Annotated in this window: 15 protein-coding genes and 1 pseudogene; all 16 read left to right on the top strand. The window is 33.2% G+C overall.

The genetic code is table 11. The features are described from left to right. Positions 1-86 precede the first annotated feature (86 nt). On the top strand, positions 87-1,580 hold the full coding sequence (locus tag HVS_RS12545; RefSeq protein WP_101302892.1) for a DUF1538 domain-containing protein: 1,494 nt from the start codon (positions 87-89) through the stop codon (positions 1,578-1,580). Then, positions 1,573-2,238, top strand: a complete 666-nt coding sequence (locus HVS_RS12540) for a P-II family nitrogen regulator (protein WP_192876513.1) — start codon at positions 1,573-1,575, stop codon at positions 2,236-2,238. Before HVS_RS12545 ends, HVS_RS12540 begins: the two co-directional genes overlap by 8 nt. 402 nt (positions 2,239-2,640) lie before the next feature. After that, the gene (gene abc-f / locus HVS_RS12535) at positions 2,641-4,281 is read left to right on the top strand and encodes a ribosomal protection-like ABC-F family protein (RefSeq protein ID WP_101302890.1); all 1,641 of its coding nucleotides are present in this window, start codon (positions 2,641-2,643) and stop codon (positions 4,279-4,281) included. A gap of 42 nt (positions 4,282-4,323) precedes the next feature. Continuing rightward, a complete protein-coding gene (locus tag HVS_RS12530; RefSeq protein ID WP_192876514.1) occupies positions 4,324-5,679 on the top strand; it encodes an MATE family efflux transporter in 1,356 nt (451 codons plus the stop codon). Positions 5,680-5,871: 192 nt separating this feature from the next. After that, a complete protein-coding gene (locus tag HVS_RS12525; RefSeq protein ID WP_101302886.1) occupies positions 5,872-6,879 on the top strand; it encodes an RpnC/YadD family protein in 1,008 nt (335 codons plus the stop codon). A gap of 328 nt (positions 6,880-7,207) precedes the next feature. Further along, positions 7,208-7,459, top strand: a complete 252-nt coding sequence (locus HVS_RS12520) for a hypothetical protein (RefSeq protein ID WP_101302884.1) — start codon at positions 7,208-7,210, stop codon at positions 7,457-7,459. A gap of 370 nt (positions 7,460-7,829) precedes the next feature. Continuing rightward, positions 7,830-8,495, top strand: a complete 666-nt coding sequence (locus HVS_RS12515; RefSeq protein WP_101302882.1) for a DDE-type integrase/transposase/recombinase — start codon at positions 7,830-7,832, stop codon at positions 8,493-8,495. A gap of 20 nt (positions 8,496-8,515) precedes the next feature. Then, entirely contained in the window at positions 8,516-9,367 is an 852-nt protein-coding gene (locus HVS_RS12510; protein ID WP_101302880.1) for a Mu transposase domain-containing protein, read from the top strand. Next, positions 9,357-9,830: an ATP-binding protein gene (locus tag HVS_RS12505; protein ID WP_242971564.1), complete on the top strand. Its 474-nt coding sequence runs from the start codon at positions 9,357-9,359 to the stop codon at positions 9,828-9,830. The genes HVS_RS12510 and HVS_RS12505 overlap by 11 nt, the downstream gene beginning before the upstream one ends. After that, the gene (locus HVS_RS17285; protein ID WP_341456972.1) at positions 9,809-9,949 is read left to right on the top strand and encodes a hypothetical protein; all 141 of its coding nucleotides are present in this window, start codon (positions 9,809-9,811) and stop codon (positions 9,947-9,949) included. Before HVS_RS12505 ends, HVS_RS17285 begins: the two co-directional genes overlap by 22 nt. Before the next feature lie 377 nt (positions 9,950-10,326). Further along, positions 10,327-10,896: a hypothetical protein gene (locus tag HVS_RS12500; protein ID WP_101302878.1), complete on the top strand. Its 570-nt coding sequence runs from the start codon at positions 10,327-10,329 to the stop codon at positions 10,894-10,896. 1,298 nt (positions 10,897-12,194) lie between these two features. After that, positions 12,195-13,634: an ISLre2 family transposase gene (locus HVS_RS12490; RefSeq protein ID WP_242971563.1), complete on the top strand. Its 1,440-nt coding sequence runs from the start codon at positions 12,195-12,197 to the stop codon at positions 13,632-13,634. 776 nt (positions 13,635-14,410) lie between these two features. Further along, the gene (hydF, locus tag HVS_RS12485; protein WP_101302872.1) at positions 14,411-15,616 is read left to right on the top strand and encodes a [FeFe] hydrogenase H-cluster maturation GTPase HydF; all 1,206 of its coding nucleotides are present in this window, start codon (positions 14,411-14,413) and stop codon (positions 15,614-15,616) included. A 54-nt stretch (positions 15,617-15,670) separates the two neighbouring features. Continuing rightward, positions 15,671-17,119 (top strand): [FeFe] hydrogenase H-cluster radical SAM maturase HydG, encoded by a 1,449-nt coding sequence (gene hydG / locus HVS_RS12480; protein WP_101302869.1) that lies wholly within the window; start codon positions 15,671-15,673, stop codon positions 17,117-17,119. Positions 17,120-17,277: 158 nt separating this feature from the next. Further along, entirely contained in the window at positions 17,278-18,345 is a 1,068-nt protein-coding gene (locus HVS_RS12475) for a YkvI family membrane protein (RefSeq protein WP_101302867.1), read from the top strand. Positions 18,346-18,823: 478 nt separating this feature from the next. Beyond that, positions 18,824-19,519, top strand: a pseudogene (locus tag HVS_RS12470) (glycoside hydrolase family 11 protein); the annotation flags it as partial. Positions 19,520-19,618: the final 99 nt, after the last annotated feature.

Genomic DNA, 19,618 nt, shown 5'->3' with positions numbered 1-19,618 from the left:
TCTAATAAATAAAAATTTATCACACAAGTAAGGTGAAGTTTATGTAGAAAAATATAATTATTCTGATAAAGAAAGGATGACTGTCTTTGAATGCCATTATTTCAAAAGCTAAAGAGGTGTTTTTTTCAGTTGCTCCTATAACGGCGCTGGTACTAATACTTCATTTTACCATAACCCCAATGGACACCGATGTAATTATCAGATTTATTATTGGTTCTGTGTTTGTAATGATTGGATTAATTATCTTTTTGCTGGGAGTAGACATTGGCGTTACCCCTCTGGGAAGCCTTACAGGTTCTTCACTGGTAAAGACAAACAAAGTGTGGGTGGTGTTGGTTACCGGGTTGACACTTGGTTTCTTTGTATCGGTGGCAGAGCCAGGATTAATAGTTCTTGCAAATCAGGTTAATTTAGTTACTTCAGGAAATATACCCGGGATAAGTATAATAATTGTGGTTTCATTAGGTCTTGCAGTTATGCTGTCATTAGGTATGTTAAGGGTTTTTTACAAAATTACACTACACAAAGCTTTTATAGCTTTATACTCAATTTTATTTATACTTGCAATATTTTCTTCACAGGAATTTATAGCAATCTCATTTGATGCTGCAGCTTCCACAACAGGAATATTGGTGGTCCCCTTTATTTTGGCTCTTTCTGTAGGTATATCAAAATTAAATAAAGACAGTGAGGCGTCTGAAAGGGACAGTTTTGGACTGGTTGCAGTTACGGCAACGGGTATAGCCATGTCTGTAATGCTTTTAGGTATATTTTCAAAAACAGATGATTTTACGGCTGCACTTGATATAGAACTTTCAGGTTTCGATTCTATAATAAAGTCATTTATAAAAATAATGCCCCAATATATAAAAGAAAGTTTTATTGCTATTTTGCCCTTAGTTATAATATTATTAGTTTTACAAAAAATATTCTTTAAATTAAGAAGAAGAGAGCTGAGGAAATTACTCACAGGTTTTATATACGCTTTCATAGGGCTTTTTATTTTCTTGGTAGGGGTAAATGCAGGTTTTATGGATGTGGGAATAACCATTGGCAGTGAATTGGCATTGTTGGATAGTAAAATATATATTATAGTTGTGGCATTTATTTTAGGTTTTGTAACGGTAATGGCAGAACCAGCTGTTTATATATTAACTCACCAGATTGAAGATGTAACAAGCGGGCACGTAAAGAGAAAAGCAGTATTGCTTTCCCTGACTATCGGGGCAGGTTCCGCAGTGGCACTTTCCATTATCCGCATTTTAGTGCCGGGGATTCAGTTGTGGCATTACTTGCTTCCTGGATATGCTATGTGTATAATAATGATGTTTTTTATACCAAAACTTTTTGTAGGAATGGCTTTTGATGCCGGTGTAGTTGCCACAGGTCCTATGACGGCTACATTTATTTTAGCATTTGTGCAAGGAGCGGCAAGTGCTTTTGAAGGGGCAGATGTATTGATTGATGGTTTTGGGATGATTGCTACAGCTGCTCTGACTCCTATAGTTACATTGGAAATTTTAGGATTGATATTTGCAATAAAGTCAAGAAAAAAAGGAGTTGAAAAGAAGGATGCCTGATTTTCATGGTATGCCGGTTTTTGAATTAGTCTATGTAATTGTTAATTACGGAGTAGGAAGTAAGGTTTTACGCAAGGCAAAACAGCATGGTATTACCGATTGTACGGTTTTTCAAGGAAGGGGTACAGTTTCCAGCAAGATTGCAAAATTTTTATCCCTTTATGATGAGAGGAAAGAAATTATTTTATTTGGAACTGACGGGAAGACTGCAGAGCATGCTTTAGTTGAACTAAATAAAGAATTTCAGTTTGAAAAACCCAATCATGGAATTGTTTTTTCTACCAGTGCTTGCAGCATAATTGGTTCTGAAGCTAAATGTGAAAAAAATGAGGAAGGAAGAGGTGAAAATAAATCCATGTATCAAGTTATTATGGCTATTGTCAACAGAGGAATGGCAGAAGAAGTAATTGAAGCAGCAGAAGCAGCAGGTTCAAAAGGTGGTACTATAATCAACGCAAGAGGGGCAGGAGTAAAAGAAACTAAAAAAGTGTTTAATATAGAAATAGAGCCTGAAAAGGAAATGGTTATGATACTTTCTAAAAAAGACATTACAGAAAATATTGTATCATCTATACGTGAAAAGCTTGAAATTGACAAGCCGGGAAATGGAATTATATTTGTCCAGGACGTTAATAAAGTTTACGGTATTTATGAGTAGAAGATTGTCTATTGACATATGGATACCAAGTATGTATAATTAGGCTTAAATTTAAAAAATAATAATGAAAGGGCAAGGTACTTAAGGGAAATGAAAAAGTAATTCACTTTCTTTAATTAATTTAAAATGGGTGCATATACAGTCTCTGTTGTAGGCGGATTTCTGTATTTTGAGGTTATCTCAAGCTTTGTTGGTGTGCATTTATTTAATTAAAGAGTGGATAGCGTTTTCATAACCGAAAAGTAGCTTGCTTTATGTAGTTTACTTTATATAGTTGTTTTAAGTGAGTTGTAAGACCATTGTAAATGAGTTTTTCATACGGTGCATTAGGTTTTGTTTATTATATATGAAAGTATGTCATATATGAAAAATGCTATCCTCTCTAAGAAAGGGAGGATTTTTATGTTATTGGTTGAATGCAGTAAAATTAAAAAATATTTTGGCGACCGTTTAATTTTAGAAGTAGATGATTTGAAAATTTATTCTGGCAATTGTATTGGAATTGTAGGTGCAAATGGCGCAGGAAAAACAACTTTAATAAACATATTAAGTAAAAGGTTAGAACCGGATGAAGGGTTTGTAAAGCTATACAAAAAGGCAGGATATATTTCACAGTTGGACTCCCCTGACAATAAAAGTTTAAGCAGTGAAACGGCATCAAAGTTTGGCGTTAAAACCTCCTGGGACGAGACTATGAGTGGTGGCGAAAAGACAAAATTTAAAGTTGCGGCGGTTTTAGAAGAAGGCAATATGATAATATTTGCAGATGAGCCTACCAGCAACATGGACATGGAAAGTATTGGGCTTATGGAAGAAAGCTTTGAAGATTATGCAGGAACATTAATTGTTATCTCCCATGACAGGAGTTTTTTGGATAAACTGTGTAACAGGATTTTAGAAATTGAAAACGGAAAAATAAAAATGTATAACGGTAATTATACCGATTATTACCGGCAAAAGATGGAGGAGAGAACAAGGGCTCAATTTGAATATGAAGAGTATGTGAAGGAAAAAAGAAGACTTGAGGGAGTTATTCATAAACTAAGGCAAAAGGAGCAAAGCATTAAAGGCCCCCCTAAGAGAATGGGGAATTCTGAGGCAAGGCTTCATAAAATGGGAGGGCAGAAAGCAAAGTTAAATTATGATAAGACCATCAAAAACGTAAGAAAAAGAATTGAACATCTTGAAGTTAAAGAAAGACCAAAAGATGAAAAAAAGATTCGGCTGGATATTTTAGAATCCGGTAAATCTTACAGCAAAATTTTGATTGAAGGCAAAAATATCAGTAAATCATTTGATGATAAAGTGATATTTGAAAATGCAGACTTTGTTATTGAAAACGGGGCAAAGATAGCTCTTATAGGACCTAATGGCTGTGGGAAGAGTACGCTGGTTAAAATGATTATGGAAAACCATGATGGCATTAAAATTTCCCAGACTGCTAAAATTGGCTACTTTAGCCAAAACTTAAATATTTTAAAAGGCAATTTAAGCATTATTGAAAATGTGATGGAAAAAAGTATATATCCCGAGGAATTTGCAAGATTATTTCTTGGCAGACTGCTTTTTAGAGGAGAATCAGTCTATAAAAAAGTAAATGTATTAAGCGGCGGGGAATTAGTGAAAGTTTCTTTTGCTAAGATATTTTTGCAGGACATTAATATGCTGATACTGGATGAGCCTACTAATTACCTGGACATTGCTAGCCTTGAAGTTATAGAGGAAGCACTTAAGGAATATGACAGAACGTTACTGTTTGTTTCCCATGACAGGCATTTTATAAAGTCTGTTGCAAATCAAATTATGACCATTGAGAATAAAAAGATTAAATTATTCAGAGGAAGTTATGAGGAGTATTTAGATAGAAAGAACAATGTGGGCAGTTATAATAATCAAACAAAAGAGGAGCAAATTATTGTATTAAAAAACCGGCTTTCTGAAGTAATAGGAAGATTGTCAGCACCGTCTAAGAATGATGATATTGAAGAATTAGACAGGGAGTATAAAAAAATATTGGAAGAGCTAAAGAAGCTTGATTTGTAAAACGCCTTTCTGTTTATGAAGGTTTTGAAGGAGGAAAAGAATTTGGAGAAATCCATTTTAAAAAAATTTTTTAAGTATGTAAGTTTAAATGTTTTAGGAATGATGGGAACTTCTTTTTATGTTTTAATAGATACATTTTTCATATCAAAGGCAGAAGGTGCATTGGGGATGGCTGCTCTTAATTTTTCCATCCCAGTTTTTTGTGTTATACAAGGATTAGGTTTAATGATAGGAATTGGCGGGGCAACAAGATACAGCATATTAAAATCTCAAAAACAAGATAGGGAAGCTAACATTGTATTTTCTACATGTATTAAAGCAGGTATAATTATAAGCTTTCTTTTAGTAATGATTGGAGCATTTGCTTCTGAGTTTTTAGCTTCTACTTTAGGAGCTGATATGTCCACATTAGCTATGACTAAAGCATACATGTTAACAATATTATGCTTTGCACCGTTTTTTATTTTAAACAACATTATAATTGCATTTGTACGTAATGATAGTAATCCAAAGCTGTCAATGGCTGCAATGTTATCAGGCAGTTTTTCAAATATAATTTTAGATTATATATTAATGTTTCCTTTTGGATTAGGAATGTTTGGGGCAGCTTTTGCAACTTGCCTGGCACAAATAGTAAGTATCGGGGTATTGTCAATTCATTTTATAAAAAAGAAAAATAATTTTAAGTATGTTTATGATAAAGGGAATAAGTCTTTCATCAGTGATATTTTTAGTTTAGGTTTGTCTTCTTTTGTAAATGAAATTTCAACATCTGCTGTTTTTATAGCCTTTAATTTAGTTATTTTAAATCTAAAAGGTAACTTAGGTGTTGCTTCTTATGGAATTGTTGCCAATGTATCTATAGTTGCTATTTCTATGTTTATTGGGATAGCTCAGGGAGTGCAGCCTCTTATTAGCAGGTTTTATGGATTAGGGGAATACAAAACAGTGAGAAAGGTGTTAAAATTTTCCTTGTTTACTTCTGTTATTGTAGCAGCAGTTATTTATGCAGGTATATATTTTAATACCCATGACATTATCAGAATTTTTAACAGTGAGCAGAGTGCAGAAATAGCCCATATTACAGAGTCAGGACTTAAAATTTATTTTATAGGTTTTTTATTTGCAGGCATAAATATAATTATGTCCACCTATTTAAGTGCTATGGAATATGCTAAGGAGGGGTTTACTATATCACTTTTACGTGGATGTGTTATTATTGTTCCGCTGGTTTTATTGTTAAGTAGGGTTTGGGGAATGACAGGTGTCTGGTCTTCTTTTGTTTTAGCTGAATGTATTGTTACTATGCTTGTAATTTTTATGGCAGGTTTTAGAAAAAAAGTTCAAATAAAAAATAAAATTAAAACCAAATCAGAGGTTAAGTGTATTAATGCTTAAAAATAACATAGAATTTTTTTGAAGAGAGAAATGAGGAGGATGAAATTATTAAGTAGATTGTCCGCTAGGGCAGCCGACAGGTTAATTTACATTGCATTTATATTATAATTACTTCATTTTTTAGTCCTAGAATAAAATTTGCTGTAAATAAATTGGATATGATATAATATAAACAGATGGGGGAGTTTAAAGATGGGGCAAAAAAAGAAAGAAAAAATAAAGCTTGACCAGATGATGAAGATAATGTTTAAGTTATCAAAGAAGGTCACGGTAAATTTATTAAATGCTTTATTTGATGAAAATTATGATTACAAAAAAGTAAAAATAGAATATGGCAATGGAGAGTTTTTGCTGAACAATTTAAAAAGAATTCAAGCTGACATGTTTATAACTGTACAAAGTGAAAAACGCTCAGTAAATTACCATATAGAATTTCAGACGCAAAATGACAAAGCAATGGCAATAAGAATGTTTAGGTATGGTTTTGAAAAAGCATTGGAACTGGCATGTAATCAGGAAGGAGAAGAAATAATACTTGATTTTCCAAAACAATTGGTAATATATTTAGAAGAAAATCAAAACATAAAAGATGTTATAGTTTTACAAATAAGAAAACCGGACGGAGATATAGAACGATATGAATTTCCAACAATGAAGTACTGGGAATACACTCAGGAAGACTTAATAAATAAAAAGATGTATGCATTGTTGCCGTTTCAAGTATTTAATATGAGAAAGTGGATAGAGAGTATTTCCAACAGCAACAGGACGCACCAAGAAAAGGCACAGCTAATAAATATTGAGTTTAAAAAACTGATAAAAGTAATTGAAAGTGTAGGAAAAAGTTCGACAGAGTTATATGAAAAAGAAGAGATAAATGCAAGGGATTTTGAGAGAATATTATTGGTGTTAAAAAATATGTCAGACTATATATACAATAAATACGGAGAATACAGGCAAGTGGAGAAGGAGGTTGAAGCTATGTTGACATCATTATATAATCCGGCAATTGCGAAAGAAAACAGGAAGATAGGAGAAGAGATAGGAAAAGAGATAGGAAAAGAAATAGGAAAAAGAGAGAAGGCACTTGAGGTAGCAAAAGAAGCCCTGAAAGAAGGTGCAGATGTAGACTTTATTGCGAAAATAACAAAGCTAGACAAGGAAACGGTATTAAAGATAAAAGAGGAATTGCAGAATTAATTTAAAAACAATTTGAAATAGAGACGGGGGATATTTTCCTTGTCTCATTTTTATTGTTTAACTCAAACTGACGGACTAGGAAGCACCAAGATTACGACTGATAAGGGCAAAAATACCAATTGACAGAAGAGGTTTAAATTGCTAAAAAAGTAACAAACGTGACCCTACTGTGACTTTAGTCACAAAAAAAGTGACCAAAGTCACGGAAAGTTGTGACCTTTTTTTGCTTGTATTACCTTATTTATTGTGATATTATTTCATTGTTGAGATCTCAACAAAAAATATTATATGAACAAAGGGGAAGTAAAATGAGAAAATTGAACGTAAAATGAGAAAATTGAACGAAAAGTTTACAGAACTAACAGAAATGGAATTAATAAAAACATCTGGAGGTGGAATTTGGGACTATATAGTTAATTTCTTTATAGGTGCGGCAGATTCAGTACCTCCAGTTCCAGTGATTGGTACCACGGAAGCAGCTGCAGGTGCTACAGTAAGAGCAATAGAAATGAAAAAGTATAATAATGAGATAGACAAATGGGGTAAAATTGCCCTAGGCGAAGATTTTAGAAACTATTAATAGAAATTATTAATTTTGGATTATAATTAGTTTGTTTTAAGTGAAAGCAATATTTTGGTTATAAATTTTAAAATTTAAACAAAATATTGCTTTCTACTTATTTAAAATTCTCTTTTTAACTGTAATAATATCACACCTTTACTTTTTTATTTTACTATAAATATATTACACCGTATTTTGGCTAAAAAATAATGTGATGCAATAGCATTATGAGAATTAATAAAGAATATCCTTTTTTGTGACTTGTAATTGGTAATTTAAAGATATTATGCATATTTCGGGTACATCCGGACACCTTGTCGATTTACTAAAATATAGGTACTCTTTAATCAGAATGATTAAAGGGAGCCAATCGATGAGGAGGCTGGATATGTTAAAAGCAAGAGAAATTTTAAGACTTAAGCATGAAGTAGGACTATCTCTAAGAGAAATTGGTCAAGCTTGTAATTGTGGTAAAACAACAGTGTCAGAGATTCTTAAAAGAGCAGAAAAAGCAAATATAACATGGCCAATCCAACTTAGTGATAAACAGTTAATGTCAATGCTATACCCACCTACAAATAATAGAAAAATCGTTCCAGAGCCTGATATGGAATATGTTTTCTATGAAATGAAAAAAAAGAATGTGACTTTGATGCTTTTGTGGGAAGAGTATAAGGAAAAGCATCCGGATGGAATCATGTATACTCAATTCTGTGAAAGGTATAGGAATTTCAAGAAACTCAATAAAATATCCCTGCACAAGCACCACAAAGCCGGTGAAGAAATGGAGGTAGACTGGGCTGGTGATACCCTGTCCTATGTAGATATTAATACAGGGAAATCAAAGCCTGCATACATTTTTGTTTCTGTACTTCCTGCAAGTCATTATCCCTTTGTTCATGCTTACGGTGATACAAAAATTGAAAGTTGGATTGATGCTCATGTAAGGGCATATGAGTACTATGGCGGAGTTCCTAAAATAACAATACCGGATAATACATACCGGATAATACAAAGACTGCGGTTATCAAACCAGACCGTATTGATCCTTTAATAAACAGGAGCTATAAAGAAATGGCTTTACATTATAGAACAACCATAGTGTCTGCCAGAGTAGGAAAACCAAAAGATAAAGCTTCAGATGAAAACATGGTAGGTAATGTTTCGAGAAGGATAATAGCTCCACTTAGAAATAGACAATTTTTTAGCATACATGAAATAAATCAGGCAATTTCAGAGGAACTGGAGAAGTTTATCAACAGACCATTTCAGAAAATGGAGGGTAACAGAAAGACGGCTTTTAAAAAGATAGATAAACCCTGTCTGCAGCCATTGCCGGCAACAAAATACGAATATTGCGACTGGGTAGAAACAAGAGTTGCATTTAATTATCATGTTGAGTACAAAGGATTTTTCTACAGTGTTCATTACTCCTATGCGAATCATAAATGTTGGATTAGGGCATCATCAAAAACTATAGAAGTATATATAGGGAATGAAAGAATAGCGGTACACACCAGAAACTATGATAAATCTAATCGCTATAAAACATTAGAGGAACATATGCCCGAAGAGCATAAAGCTGTTTATGCATGGAGTTCTGAGCGTTTTCTGTCATGGGCAGAAAAAAACGGTCCTTATACCCGGGAACTAATCAAAAAGATTCTTGAAAGCAGTGATTATCCTGTTCAGTGTTATCGAACTTGTATGGGAATTATGAGACTTGCTAAAAGTTGTTCTGTTGAAATAATAGAAACTGCCAGCAAAGAGGCTATAGATAAAAATGTTTTTTCCTTCAAATATTTCAATATTATCCTTAAGCAAGTCGTCAAGAATTCCACAAAGAAGCAGAATGATACAATTATTCGGCATGAAAATGTAAGAGGAAGCAGTGCTTACTCAGGAGGTGGTATATATGCTAATTAACCCAACTATAGAAAAACTAAGAGATATGAAACTTAAAGTTATGGCCCAACTACTGAGTGATTCAGATCCGGCTTTAAGGGAGTTGTCTTTTGAGGAAAGGTTCGGTATTATGGTTGAAAAAGAATGGGAGTCAAGAAAAAACTCCAGGATTAAAAGATATATACATAAAGCATCTTTTAGTATTAATGCATGCATTGAGGATATAGACTATACTGCGGAACGGAAGATAGATAAAAAGACTATACAAACTCTTTCTACCTGTACCTACATTATTCAGAAATTAAATATCGTGATTACAGGAAAAACCGGAAGCGGAAAGACATTTTTGGCATGTGCATTTGGTAACAGTGCTTGTCGTCATGGCTATACCGTTAAATACTACCGTATTCCGGAACTTTTACTTGATTTTCAGGACAGGTTCCCCATACTCATTGGTATAACCTGTTTCCTGACCCTACAATAGCAGATGCAATTATGGACAGGATAATTCATAATGCATATATCCTTGCTCTGGACTCAAAAAAATCTATGAGAGAGGTAATGGCAGAAAAGGTAATTAGAGAAACAAAACATGATGAATAATAAAAAATATTGTAAATGAGAAAAGTTCGGTATAATTATGGCATGAAAGTTAGTACATAGGCAAAAGGGAGAGCTAATCATTTTAATAAAATACTTGAAGGGTATAAGTATAAACTTTAATACAATGTTAGAAAGAATTGTGTTAAGTACAAATTTATTATAAAATCAAATTAAATGACAAGGTGTCCGGATAATCCGGTTTAATGTCCGGATGTTTCCGGAACTGCCGTCCGGATAATCCGGAATACGCAGATATTAAATTTAATGTCAGAAAATTTACCTGAAGAAAGGGTAAGAAAGCTTGCTTGAAAACAGGTTGTCATGATATGTAAAGAATTAGAATGAAAATTTTAAAAACTTTTGGGAGGTAAACATTTATGGGTATATGGGAGATTGATGGTATTCGGCAAGACCGCAAAGGAAGAAAAAGTGAAGAAGAGTTTGACCTTTTAGTTTGTGCCAGAAAAATAAAAAAGATAGGTGTTCAAATTGATGTTGAAATAACGCCCCTTTATTGTATGAACTGTAACAAACAATTAGAGGGATTTTATAAACACGATGGCTCAAGATATGGACAGGTAGGTTCAGTCCAATGTAATCATTGTGATGAAGAAATAAGATGTGTGGATCATGATAATATTGTGGAAGAACTAATTACTTATTCGGGTAATCAAAAACTTGTACTTGATTATTATAAATTATATAAGCTTGAAAATGAAGTATGGAATAAAATAAAAGAGAAAACCGGGTATGATCTATTTCAACGATACTCTAATGAGGAATGGGTGCCACTTCACAATGTAATGGATGAGATTTGTACGCTGTGTAATGTTAGGCTGGATGAGATTCCTCCCTATACTTATAATACATCAGACAAGATAAAAAAATTTCCTTATATTGCAAACAAATGGTTTGCATTGCTTCACTATTTGGAAATCGATATATAGGTAAGAATATTGCAAAAATAGAAATTAGTACAAATAAATCAATTTAACAGTAATTTTTTCAAAAAGTATATTTACAAGGTACAATTTGTGGTATAATTTGGTGTGCAGGTAAATTTGAGTTTTTAGTGATTGATTAATATATTACAAGTATTACAGAGACGCATATATGAAAAGATGTAACTAATTACTTTTTAGACGAACAAAGACATTATAAGGATACATATCTGGAAATATGAGAAGCGTAAATTTTCAAATTAAATTAGATAAGATTTTCAAATTATTTTAGGTCAATTTTACTACAAATTAGTGAATGTTTTTAAATTAAAATAGAAAGTCAATAATTAAATTTCAAATTCCAGTAGGATTCAAAAATTTTACAACTATACGTTGCTTTAAAGATGCATTTACCGCTAACTGTAATTTGTTCCTAATTTATGATTGTCTTGACAATATTGATATAAAAGGATTTTCAGAATCCATTTTAAAGTTGAATAAAAACTTTAAATCTTTAAGTATGCTGTTTGACAGCATCTGTACCTAGAAATAAGTTGACATTGCTGGAAACCTCTATTTTCCGAATTTTTAAGTTTTAATTGTATTTGTCAGTAGCAATATCAAAGATATAAAAATTGATAAACAAGGCTTTTGAGCCTTAAAATATATTTATAAACTAACATTGAAGGGAAACCAGTTTACACAAAAACATTTACAGTACTTTGAAAAGCAAAATCACCAAGTATCATAACTACGGCACCTTAATTATATAAAAAGCAAATTAAAAGTGAACTGTGGTATATTTTAATATAAACACAGCTTACTGATAAATTAAAATTTTTATTTAAAGCAAATAATTGTATAGGGGTTATTAAAGCAATGAAGGATAGTTTAAAAAGAATATTAAGATTTATAAATTATATTGTTTGTATATCAATAATCATATTTATTTTATTTTGCATTTTTGGAAATATACTTTCAGCTTTTGCAATGAAATCTCTTTTTAACATTGATAATGATGATGTAGTTAGTGAAACAGTACTATACAGGTTTTTTAAATTTTCAAATCATGAAAGTATTTATGAAACTGGAGAGAATGGTAACTCATGATGAACATGTAGCCAAATATGCAGATAATATAGTATACATGAAAGACGGGGTATTATATAGAAAGTAAGTCCAAAGTTAGCGTAAAGTTATTGTAGGGAATGAGACATAAAATACCATATAAAATTGAAAAGAAGATGACATCCTGTTAAGATATTAATACAAAAAAAAATCTAACAGAAAGGATGACATCTTCTATGTATAATAGTATACAACATTTTAATGAATTTGGGGCAAAAAGAATTGAAAAAAAGATAAAAAATTTTATTGAAGAAGGAAAAGACTTAGCTGATCTTGTTCTTGGTCTAAAAGAAGATTTATTTAAACTTGGACGCGATATACTTAAAGAAGTGCTTGAAGATATGGATGAATATTTCCGTAACTGTGAAATAAGGAAACAGTATTGGGAAATTATAAGAAAAGATAAAACAGCTATTTTAACGACATTTGGAACACTAAGTTATAACAGGACATATTTTAAGCATAAGGAAAATGGTAATAGACAACACCTAGTCGACAGGATTGTAGGTGTAGAACCACATGACAGAGTAAGTGCCGATGTTGTAATTAATGCAATAGATGAAGCAGCTGACAGCAGCTACAGAAAGGCAGGAGAAAAGGCGACATATATTGATGAAATCAGCAAACAAGCAGTGATGAATAAAATACATAATATTGAAATAGTTGAGCCTGAAATAAAAGTAGATAAAAAGAGAGAAGTAAAAATATTGTATGTTGAGGCCGATGAGGACCATGTAGCATTACAACAAAAAAGTATATTGAGACAGAATGAGAAGGGCAAGAGAAATACAATTATGCCAAAACTTGTATATGTGCATGAGGGAATTGACTTTGAAAAAAGTAATAAGAAGAGAAAAGTATTAAAGAATGTTCGATATTTTGGGGGAGTGTATAAGAATTCAGAAGATTTGTGGCTTGAAGTATCGGAATACATATATAAACAATATGACGTTGATTTTTTAGAGACGGTGTATATATCAGGAGATGGGGCGTCATGGATAAGGCAAGGAGTTAACTGTCTTTCAAAAAGTAAATTTGTACTTGATAGATACCATCTTCAAAAATACGTAAGAGTTGCGACCACACATTTAAATGATGAAGCAATAAGCCAAGATTTACAGGAGGCTTTGAATTTATCTGATAAAAAAATGCTAACAAAGGTTTTTAAAAAGATAATTGAAAAGACAGGCGATAATGAAAATAAAATAAAGGCTATAAAAAATGCAAAGCGATATATTTTAAATAATTGGGATGGTATAGAAATAAGGTCAAACAGAGGAATAGTGGGTTGTAGTGCTGAAGGTCATGTGAGTCATGTATTTTCATCCCGTTTAAGTTCAAGACCTAAAGGCTGGTCGAGAAAAGGTGTAGAAAAGATGTCAAAGCTAATAATATACAAGAAGAATGGCGGTAAGGTATATGACATAGTTATGGCACAAAAACAAAAAAAGTTAGCATCTAGTAGGCAAGAAATTCAGGAAAAATTAATTAAGGAATTAAAGAAGTCATCAAACAGGTATGAGAGTGTATGGAATAGTAATTTAACTGTTATTCATAAGGGGTGTAAAACTGGTTTATATAAAGAATTAAGGCGTATTATAGGTATATGCGGATAGGGATGAGGTAATAATAAAGCAAAAATTACGGGAAAGTTTACAAGTAAGCCTATCCAATAGGAATTATACATATCTGGAAAAAAGACAAAGAAAAAGAAAAAACATAAAAAAAGAAAAAGAAAAGAAAAAAGCAAAACTTTAGTACCATGACCCGCGGAGCCCTACTACTTGTCAAGGCCGGGCTTTGCCCGCTTGTTTTAGCCTTGACAAAATGGAAAATGGTACAATAGAAATACTTTTTTCTTTTAAAAGTAGCGTTAAAATGTGAAGGAACATAGATAACAAAACGTACTAATTTGTCACAAGTATTGAGTAAAATGAATTCTTTATAGAAAGAAAGAGTTATATGGTATAATAGACAATAAGTTAGAGGAATTATAAAAGAAAATAAGGCTCAAAATGATGTAAAACACTTTCGTTACTAAGAGACCGTTATTTGAAATAGTTGCACAAATAAAAAATGGGATGCCATCTACTTTTCTTTTTCCTACAATAAATTGACGCTATCAGTCCAAATTAACTTATTGACAATATAAAGCAATAGAGGTATCATTAAAATAACAACAGAATATTTGTTTTCTAAAGACTTGACCCCAAGAGGACAAAACTTGAGGGGGAGAGTAAGAGAATCAATGTTCTGATGCTGAGGATGAGTTCCGGGGCAGAGGAGAATTGAAGTAAAGTGGTGCATTTATGCCCTTTGTCAAGATTTCCCTTTGTTCTTGGCAAAGGGCTTTCGTATTTCAGGTGCCTTTTATTTAGGAGGTGAGAGGTTTATGAACAATACACCCAGAGGAAACCGTTTACATATAGCTTTATTTGGAAAGAGAAATGCCGGAAAATCAAGTCTTATAAATGCACTGACAAATCAGAAAGTGGCTATTGTTTCAGAAGTCCCGGGAACCACTACAGACCCTGTGTACAAAACTATGGAAATTCTGCCTTTAGGACCTGTTGTACTCATTGATACACCGGGGATTGACGATGAAGGTACCCTTGGAGAACTTAGGGTAAATAAAACAAAAGAGGTACTGAGAAAAACCGATATTGCAATACTTGTTACAACCTGTGATTCAAAATGGGGAAAACAAGAGGAAGAACTGATAAGCCGTTTTAAAAAAAGAAATCTGCCCTTTATTATTGCCGTGAATAAGTGTGAAAAAAAAGATGCTGAAAAATACTTTCTTCACATTAAGGAAATTTCAAAAGCACCTGTGGTTAAAACTTCTGCATTGACGGGTGAGGGAATAGAAGAACTTATAAAAGAGCTTGTAAAATTAAAAAAAGAAGATGACCAAAAGCTGCACCTTATAGACGGGCTTGTTAAAGCCGGAGATTTGGCGGTGCTGGTTACACCTATTGACGAAGCAGCACCTAAAGGAAGGTTGATACTTCCCCAGCAGCAGGTTTTAAGGGATATTTTAGATAATGGGGCAATGGCGTTGGTTGTAAAGGAAACAGAGCTGGAACAGTCTCTTAAAAATCTTTCCCGCAGCCCGGATATTGTTATTACCGATTCAAAGGTTTTTGACAAAGTGAGTAAAATAGTTCCTGAAGAAATACCTCTTACGTCCTTTTCAATTATATATGCAAGACACAAGGGGAATTTAGATTTATTTTACAAGGCTGTCAGGGAAATTGAAAACCTTAAAGACGGGGATTATATTCTCATGGCTGAAGGATGTACCCACCACCGTAAGGACGATGATATCGGGACTGTAAAGATACCTGACCTTATCAAAAAGAAAACGGGAAAACAGTTAAATTTTCATCATGTTTCCGGAGCTTATTTCAAGGAGGATATATCAAAGTACAGGATGGTAATTCACTGTGGTGCATGCATGCTAAATAAAAGGGAAATGGAATACAGGCAGATGCTTTCATTGGAAAACGGCATTCCTATGATAAATTATGGAATAGTTCTTGCTTACCTTAACGGTATAATTGACAGGGCAATGAAGCCTTTTATAAATACTTTATAAAAAAATTATATTAAATAATTTATATTCAAAATTAATTAAAATTGAGGTGGTAAAATGAAATTTCTTGATAAGTATAAAGAATATTTTAAAGAATATGACGAAATGGAAAAGGATTTTATAGATGATGAAAAAATATGGGAACAACTTAATAAACATGTAAATCCGTCAAAAGAAAATGTAAAAAAAGTTCTTGAAAAGGCGGAAAAGAAAATAAGGCTAGAGCCTGAAGAAATGGCTATCCTAATTCAAAATAAAGACCCTGAGACAATTAATGAAATGTATAAACTGGCCAGCAAATTAAAGAAAGATGTTTACGGGGATCGCATTGTATTTTTTGCCCCTCTATACATAAGTAATAAATGTGTGAATAACTGCAAATACTGTGGTTTTAGAAAAGAAAACGGGAAAATCCAAAGAAAAACCCTTACCATGGAGGAAATAGAGGAAGAAGTAAAAATAATGATTAGTGAGGGGCAGAAAAGAACTATACTTGTTTATGGTGAATCCCCTGAAACAACTATAGATTTTATATGTGACAGCATACGGCAGGTTTACAACACCAAATTTGAAAACGGGGAAATCAGGAGGGCTAATATAAATTGTGCACCTCTATCCCGGGAAGAACTTAAGAAGCTAAAAGAAGTGGGAATCGGAACATACCAGGTGTTTCAGGAAACATACCATCATGAAACCTATAGAAAAATGCATCCAGAAAATACAATTAAAGGACATTACAGATGGAGGCTTTATTCTCAGGACAGGGCAATGGATGTAGGACTTGACGATGTTGGCATTGGGGTTCTTTTTGGCCTTTACGACTGGAGATTTGAACTTATGGGACTTTTATATCACACCATTCACTTAGAGGAAAAATATAATGGTGTCGGTCCCCACACTATTTCTGTTCCAAGAATAGAACCGGCTATTGGTACATCGTATCCTTCAGAAGCTAAATACGCTGTAAGGGATGAAGATTTTAAAAAGCTGGTGGCAATACTAAGGCTTTCAGTGCCGTATACAGGAATAATATTGACAGCCCGTGAGAAGCCGGAAGTAAGGGAAGAGGTTTTACCTTTGGGGGTTTCACAAATAGATGCAGGTACACGTATAGGTGTGGGAGGATACAAAAAATCCCGGGGTAATGAGCTTCCTGAAAAAGAACAGTTCCAGCTTGGAGATCTACGTTCATTGGATGTGGTAATTGGTGAAACCTGCAAAATGGGTGAACTTCCTTCTTTCTGTACAGCTTGTTATAGGGCAGGAAGAACAGGGGAGGAATTTATGGAAGTAGCAAAATCAAGTTTTGTACATAATTTTTGCATGCCAAATGCAATACTCACACTGAAGGAATATCTTTTAGATTATGCATCAGAAGAAACAAAAAAAGCCGGCGAGGAAGCTATAAAAAAACATCTGGATAAGCTAAAGGATGGAAAGACAAAAGAATTTGTTTTGGAAGCGTTAAACAGAATGGAGCAGGGAGAAAGAGACATAAGAGTTTAAAGCGCAACAAAAGAGTTTAAGATGTAACAAAAAACTTAAGTGGGGTAAAATCCCAACTTAAGTTTTTTTATATAATTTAGAATTTAATCACAAAAAAAATAAATAATATTTTTCTGGGTACACTAGATTTATGACATCTATTATTTGGGGGAGTAACTATGGAAAATAAAAAAGTAACAATATTAAAAGTGGCTGCAACATATATCGGAACAGTTGTCGGGGCAGGTTTTGCTTCCGGTCAGGAAACATTGCAGTTTTTTGCCGTGTTTAAAGGCAAAGGGCTTATGGGTTTATTCATTGTAACAATACTCTTTACAGTATTTGGATATATAATAATGGACCTTGGCAGGGAATTAAATTCAAAATCCCATTTAGAAATAATAAAACATACCAGCGGAAAATTTCTTGGCACCATGCTGGATTATCTTATAATTTTTTTTCTGTTTGGTGCATTAACTGCAATGCTAGCCGGTTCCGGAGCATTGGTAAACCAACAGTTCGGAATAAACAGTGTATGGGGTAATTTATTAATGGGTATTTTTACAGTAATTACGGTGCTTGCCGGCCTTAAAGGAGTAATTAATTCAATTAGTACGGTAGTGCCCTTTTTAATTGTTTCTTGTGTTGGAATAAGTTTATTTTCCGTATTATTTATACCTCCTACAACAACTGAATTTGTAATGGTGTCAGCAGAAGCTAGCGGACTTATAAGAAATTGGGTTTGGGCTGCTATTTTGTATACCTCATACAATATTGTACTTGCTATTTCAGTGTTGGGACCCCTAGGGGTTAAGGGGCAGGACAAAAAAACCATTAGAAATGGTGCCATATTAGGAGGGATTGGCCTTGGAGCTGCTGCCATTGCAATTTATCTGGCTGTCATGAATAATCTTAATACTGTACAAAATTATGAAGTACCAATGCTTTTTATAGCCAGTAGACTTTCGTATGCTGTACAGATTATTTATTCCATAGTGCTAATAGCAGAAATATATACTACGGCGGTGGGAAGCCTTTATGGTTTTAGCGCCAGGATTACTGATTTAAATGGAAAGTATGCAAAATATATTATTATAGGTACTGCATTTTTTGCATTTATTGCAAGCCAATTGGGATTTTCAAATCTTGTCAAATACCTCTATCCAATAGTAGGATATGCAGGCATAATACTGCTTGTAACACTGCTTATAACAAAATTAAAAACCTTAAAAAAAGTAAAAATTTAAAAACAAATGAGAACTAAATAAAAACTAAATGCTTTATTGTAATATATAAATATCTAAAATTATAAAAAATTCAAAAAAAAATAAAAAACTACACTCAAAAAATATTATCCATCGTATTATAAACAACGAAGGGACATATATTATATTTTTCAAAACTCAATATGGTTTTTATGGTGGGATATTATTATAAAGCATTACAATAAAGTTTTCTTACCATTATACCTACAAACTACAAACCCAGACGGTAAACCATAACTACAATGCCAATCATTATAACAAATTCTTATTACCAAATAATTAAAATGCTAATAATGAATAATACAGTCTGCAATCCATGATTTTTAGCAGCAATATAAAAGTATTTTAATATTTTTCAATACAAAAAATGGTGCATTATGCTACATGCAGTTCCGGTATAAGTATCTACCAAATGTGTAGATATTTATAATAAATTAAAAATAAAAAGGAGGAATTTGCAGTGAGAAAAAAAATCATGGTTGCTTTTTCTGCTTTGTTGTGTTTCACCGTATGTTTTAGCTTCATGTTTGCAGGAAAAGTAGATGCAAGAACATTAAGTTCTAACGAAACAGGTACTCACGGTGGCTATGACTATGAGTACTGGAAAGATTCAGGAAACGGAACTATGACATTAAAGGATGGTGGGGCATTTAGTTGTCAGTGGAGTAATATTAACAACATATTATTCCGTAAAGGCCGCAAATTTAACGAAACTCAGACACACCAGCAAATTGGTAACATAACGGTACAGTATGGCGTTGACTACCGTCCAAATGGAAACTCATATCTATGTGTTTATGGTTGGACTGTTGATCCCCTTGTAGAGTACTACATTGTTGAGAGTTGGGGAGATTGGCGTCCGCCGGGAGCACAGTCTAAGGGTCTAATTGCAGTTGACGGCGGTACATATGATGTATATGAAACTACAAGAGTTCAGCAGCCTTCCATTAAAGGGACTGCAACTTTCCAACAGTATTGGAGTGTAAGGACATCCAAAAAGACCAGTGGAACTATATCAGTTAGTGAGCACTTTAATGCTTGGGAAAGAATGGGCATGAGAATGGGTAAAATGTACGAAGTTGCATTAACCATAGAGGGATATCAGAGCAGTGGAAGTGCAGATGTTTACACTAATGTAATTACAATAGGCGGTTCTGGTGGAAACGCCGGTGGCAATGATTGGAACCAAGGTGGCTGGGACTGGAACCAGGGCGGCAATGATTGGAATCAAGGCGGCTGGGACTGGAACCAAGGC

It is taken from the genome of Acetivibrio saccincola (assembly GCF_002844395.1).
GTDB lineage: Bacteria > Bacillota > Clostridia > Acetivibrionales > Acetivibrionaceae > Herbivorax > Herbivorax saccincola.
Note: the sequence above shows the minus strand (reverse complement) of the source record. Positions and strands in the feature narration are given on the sequence as shown.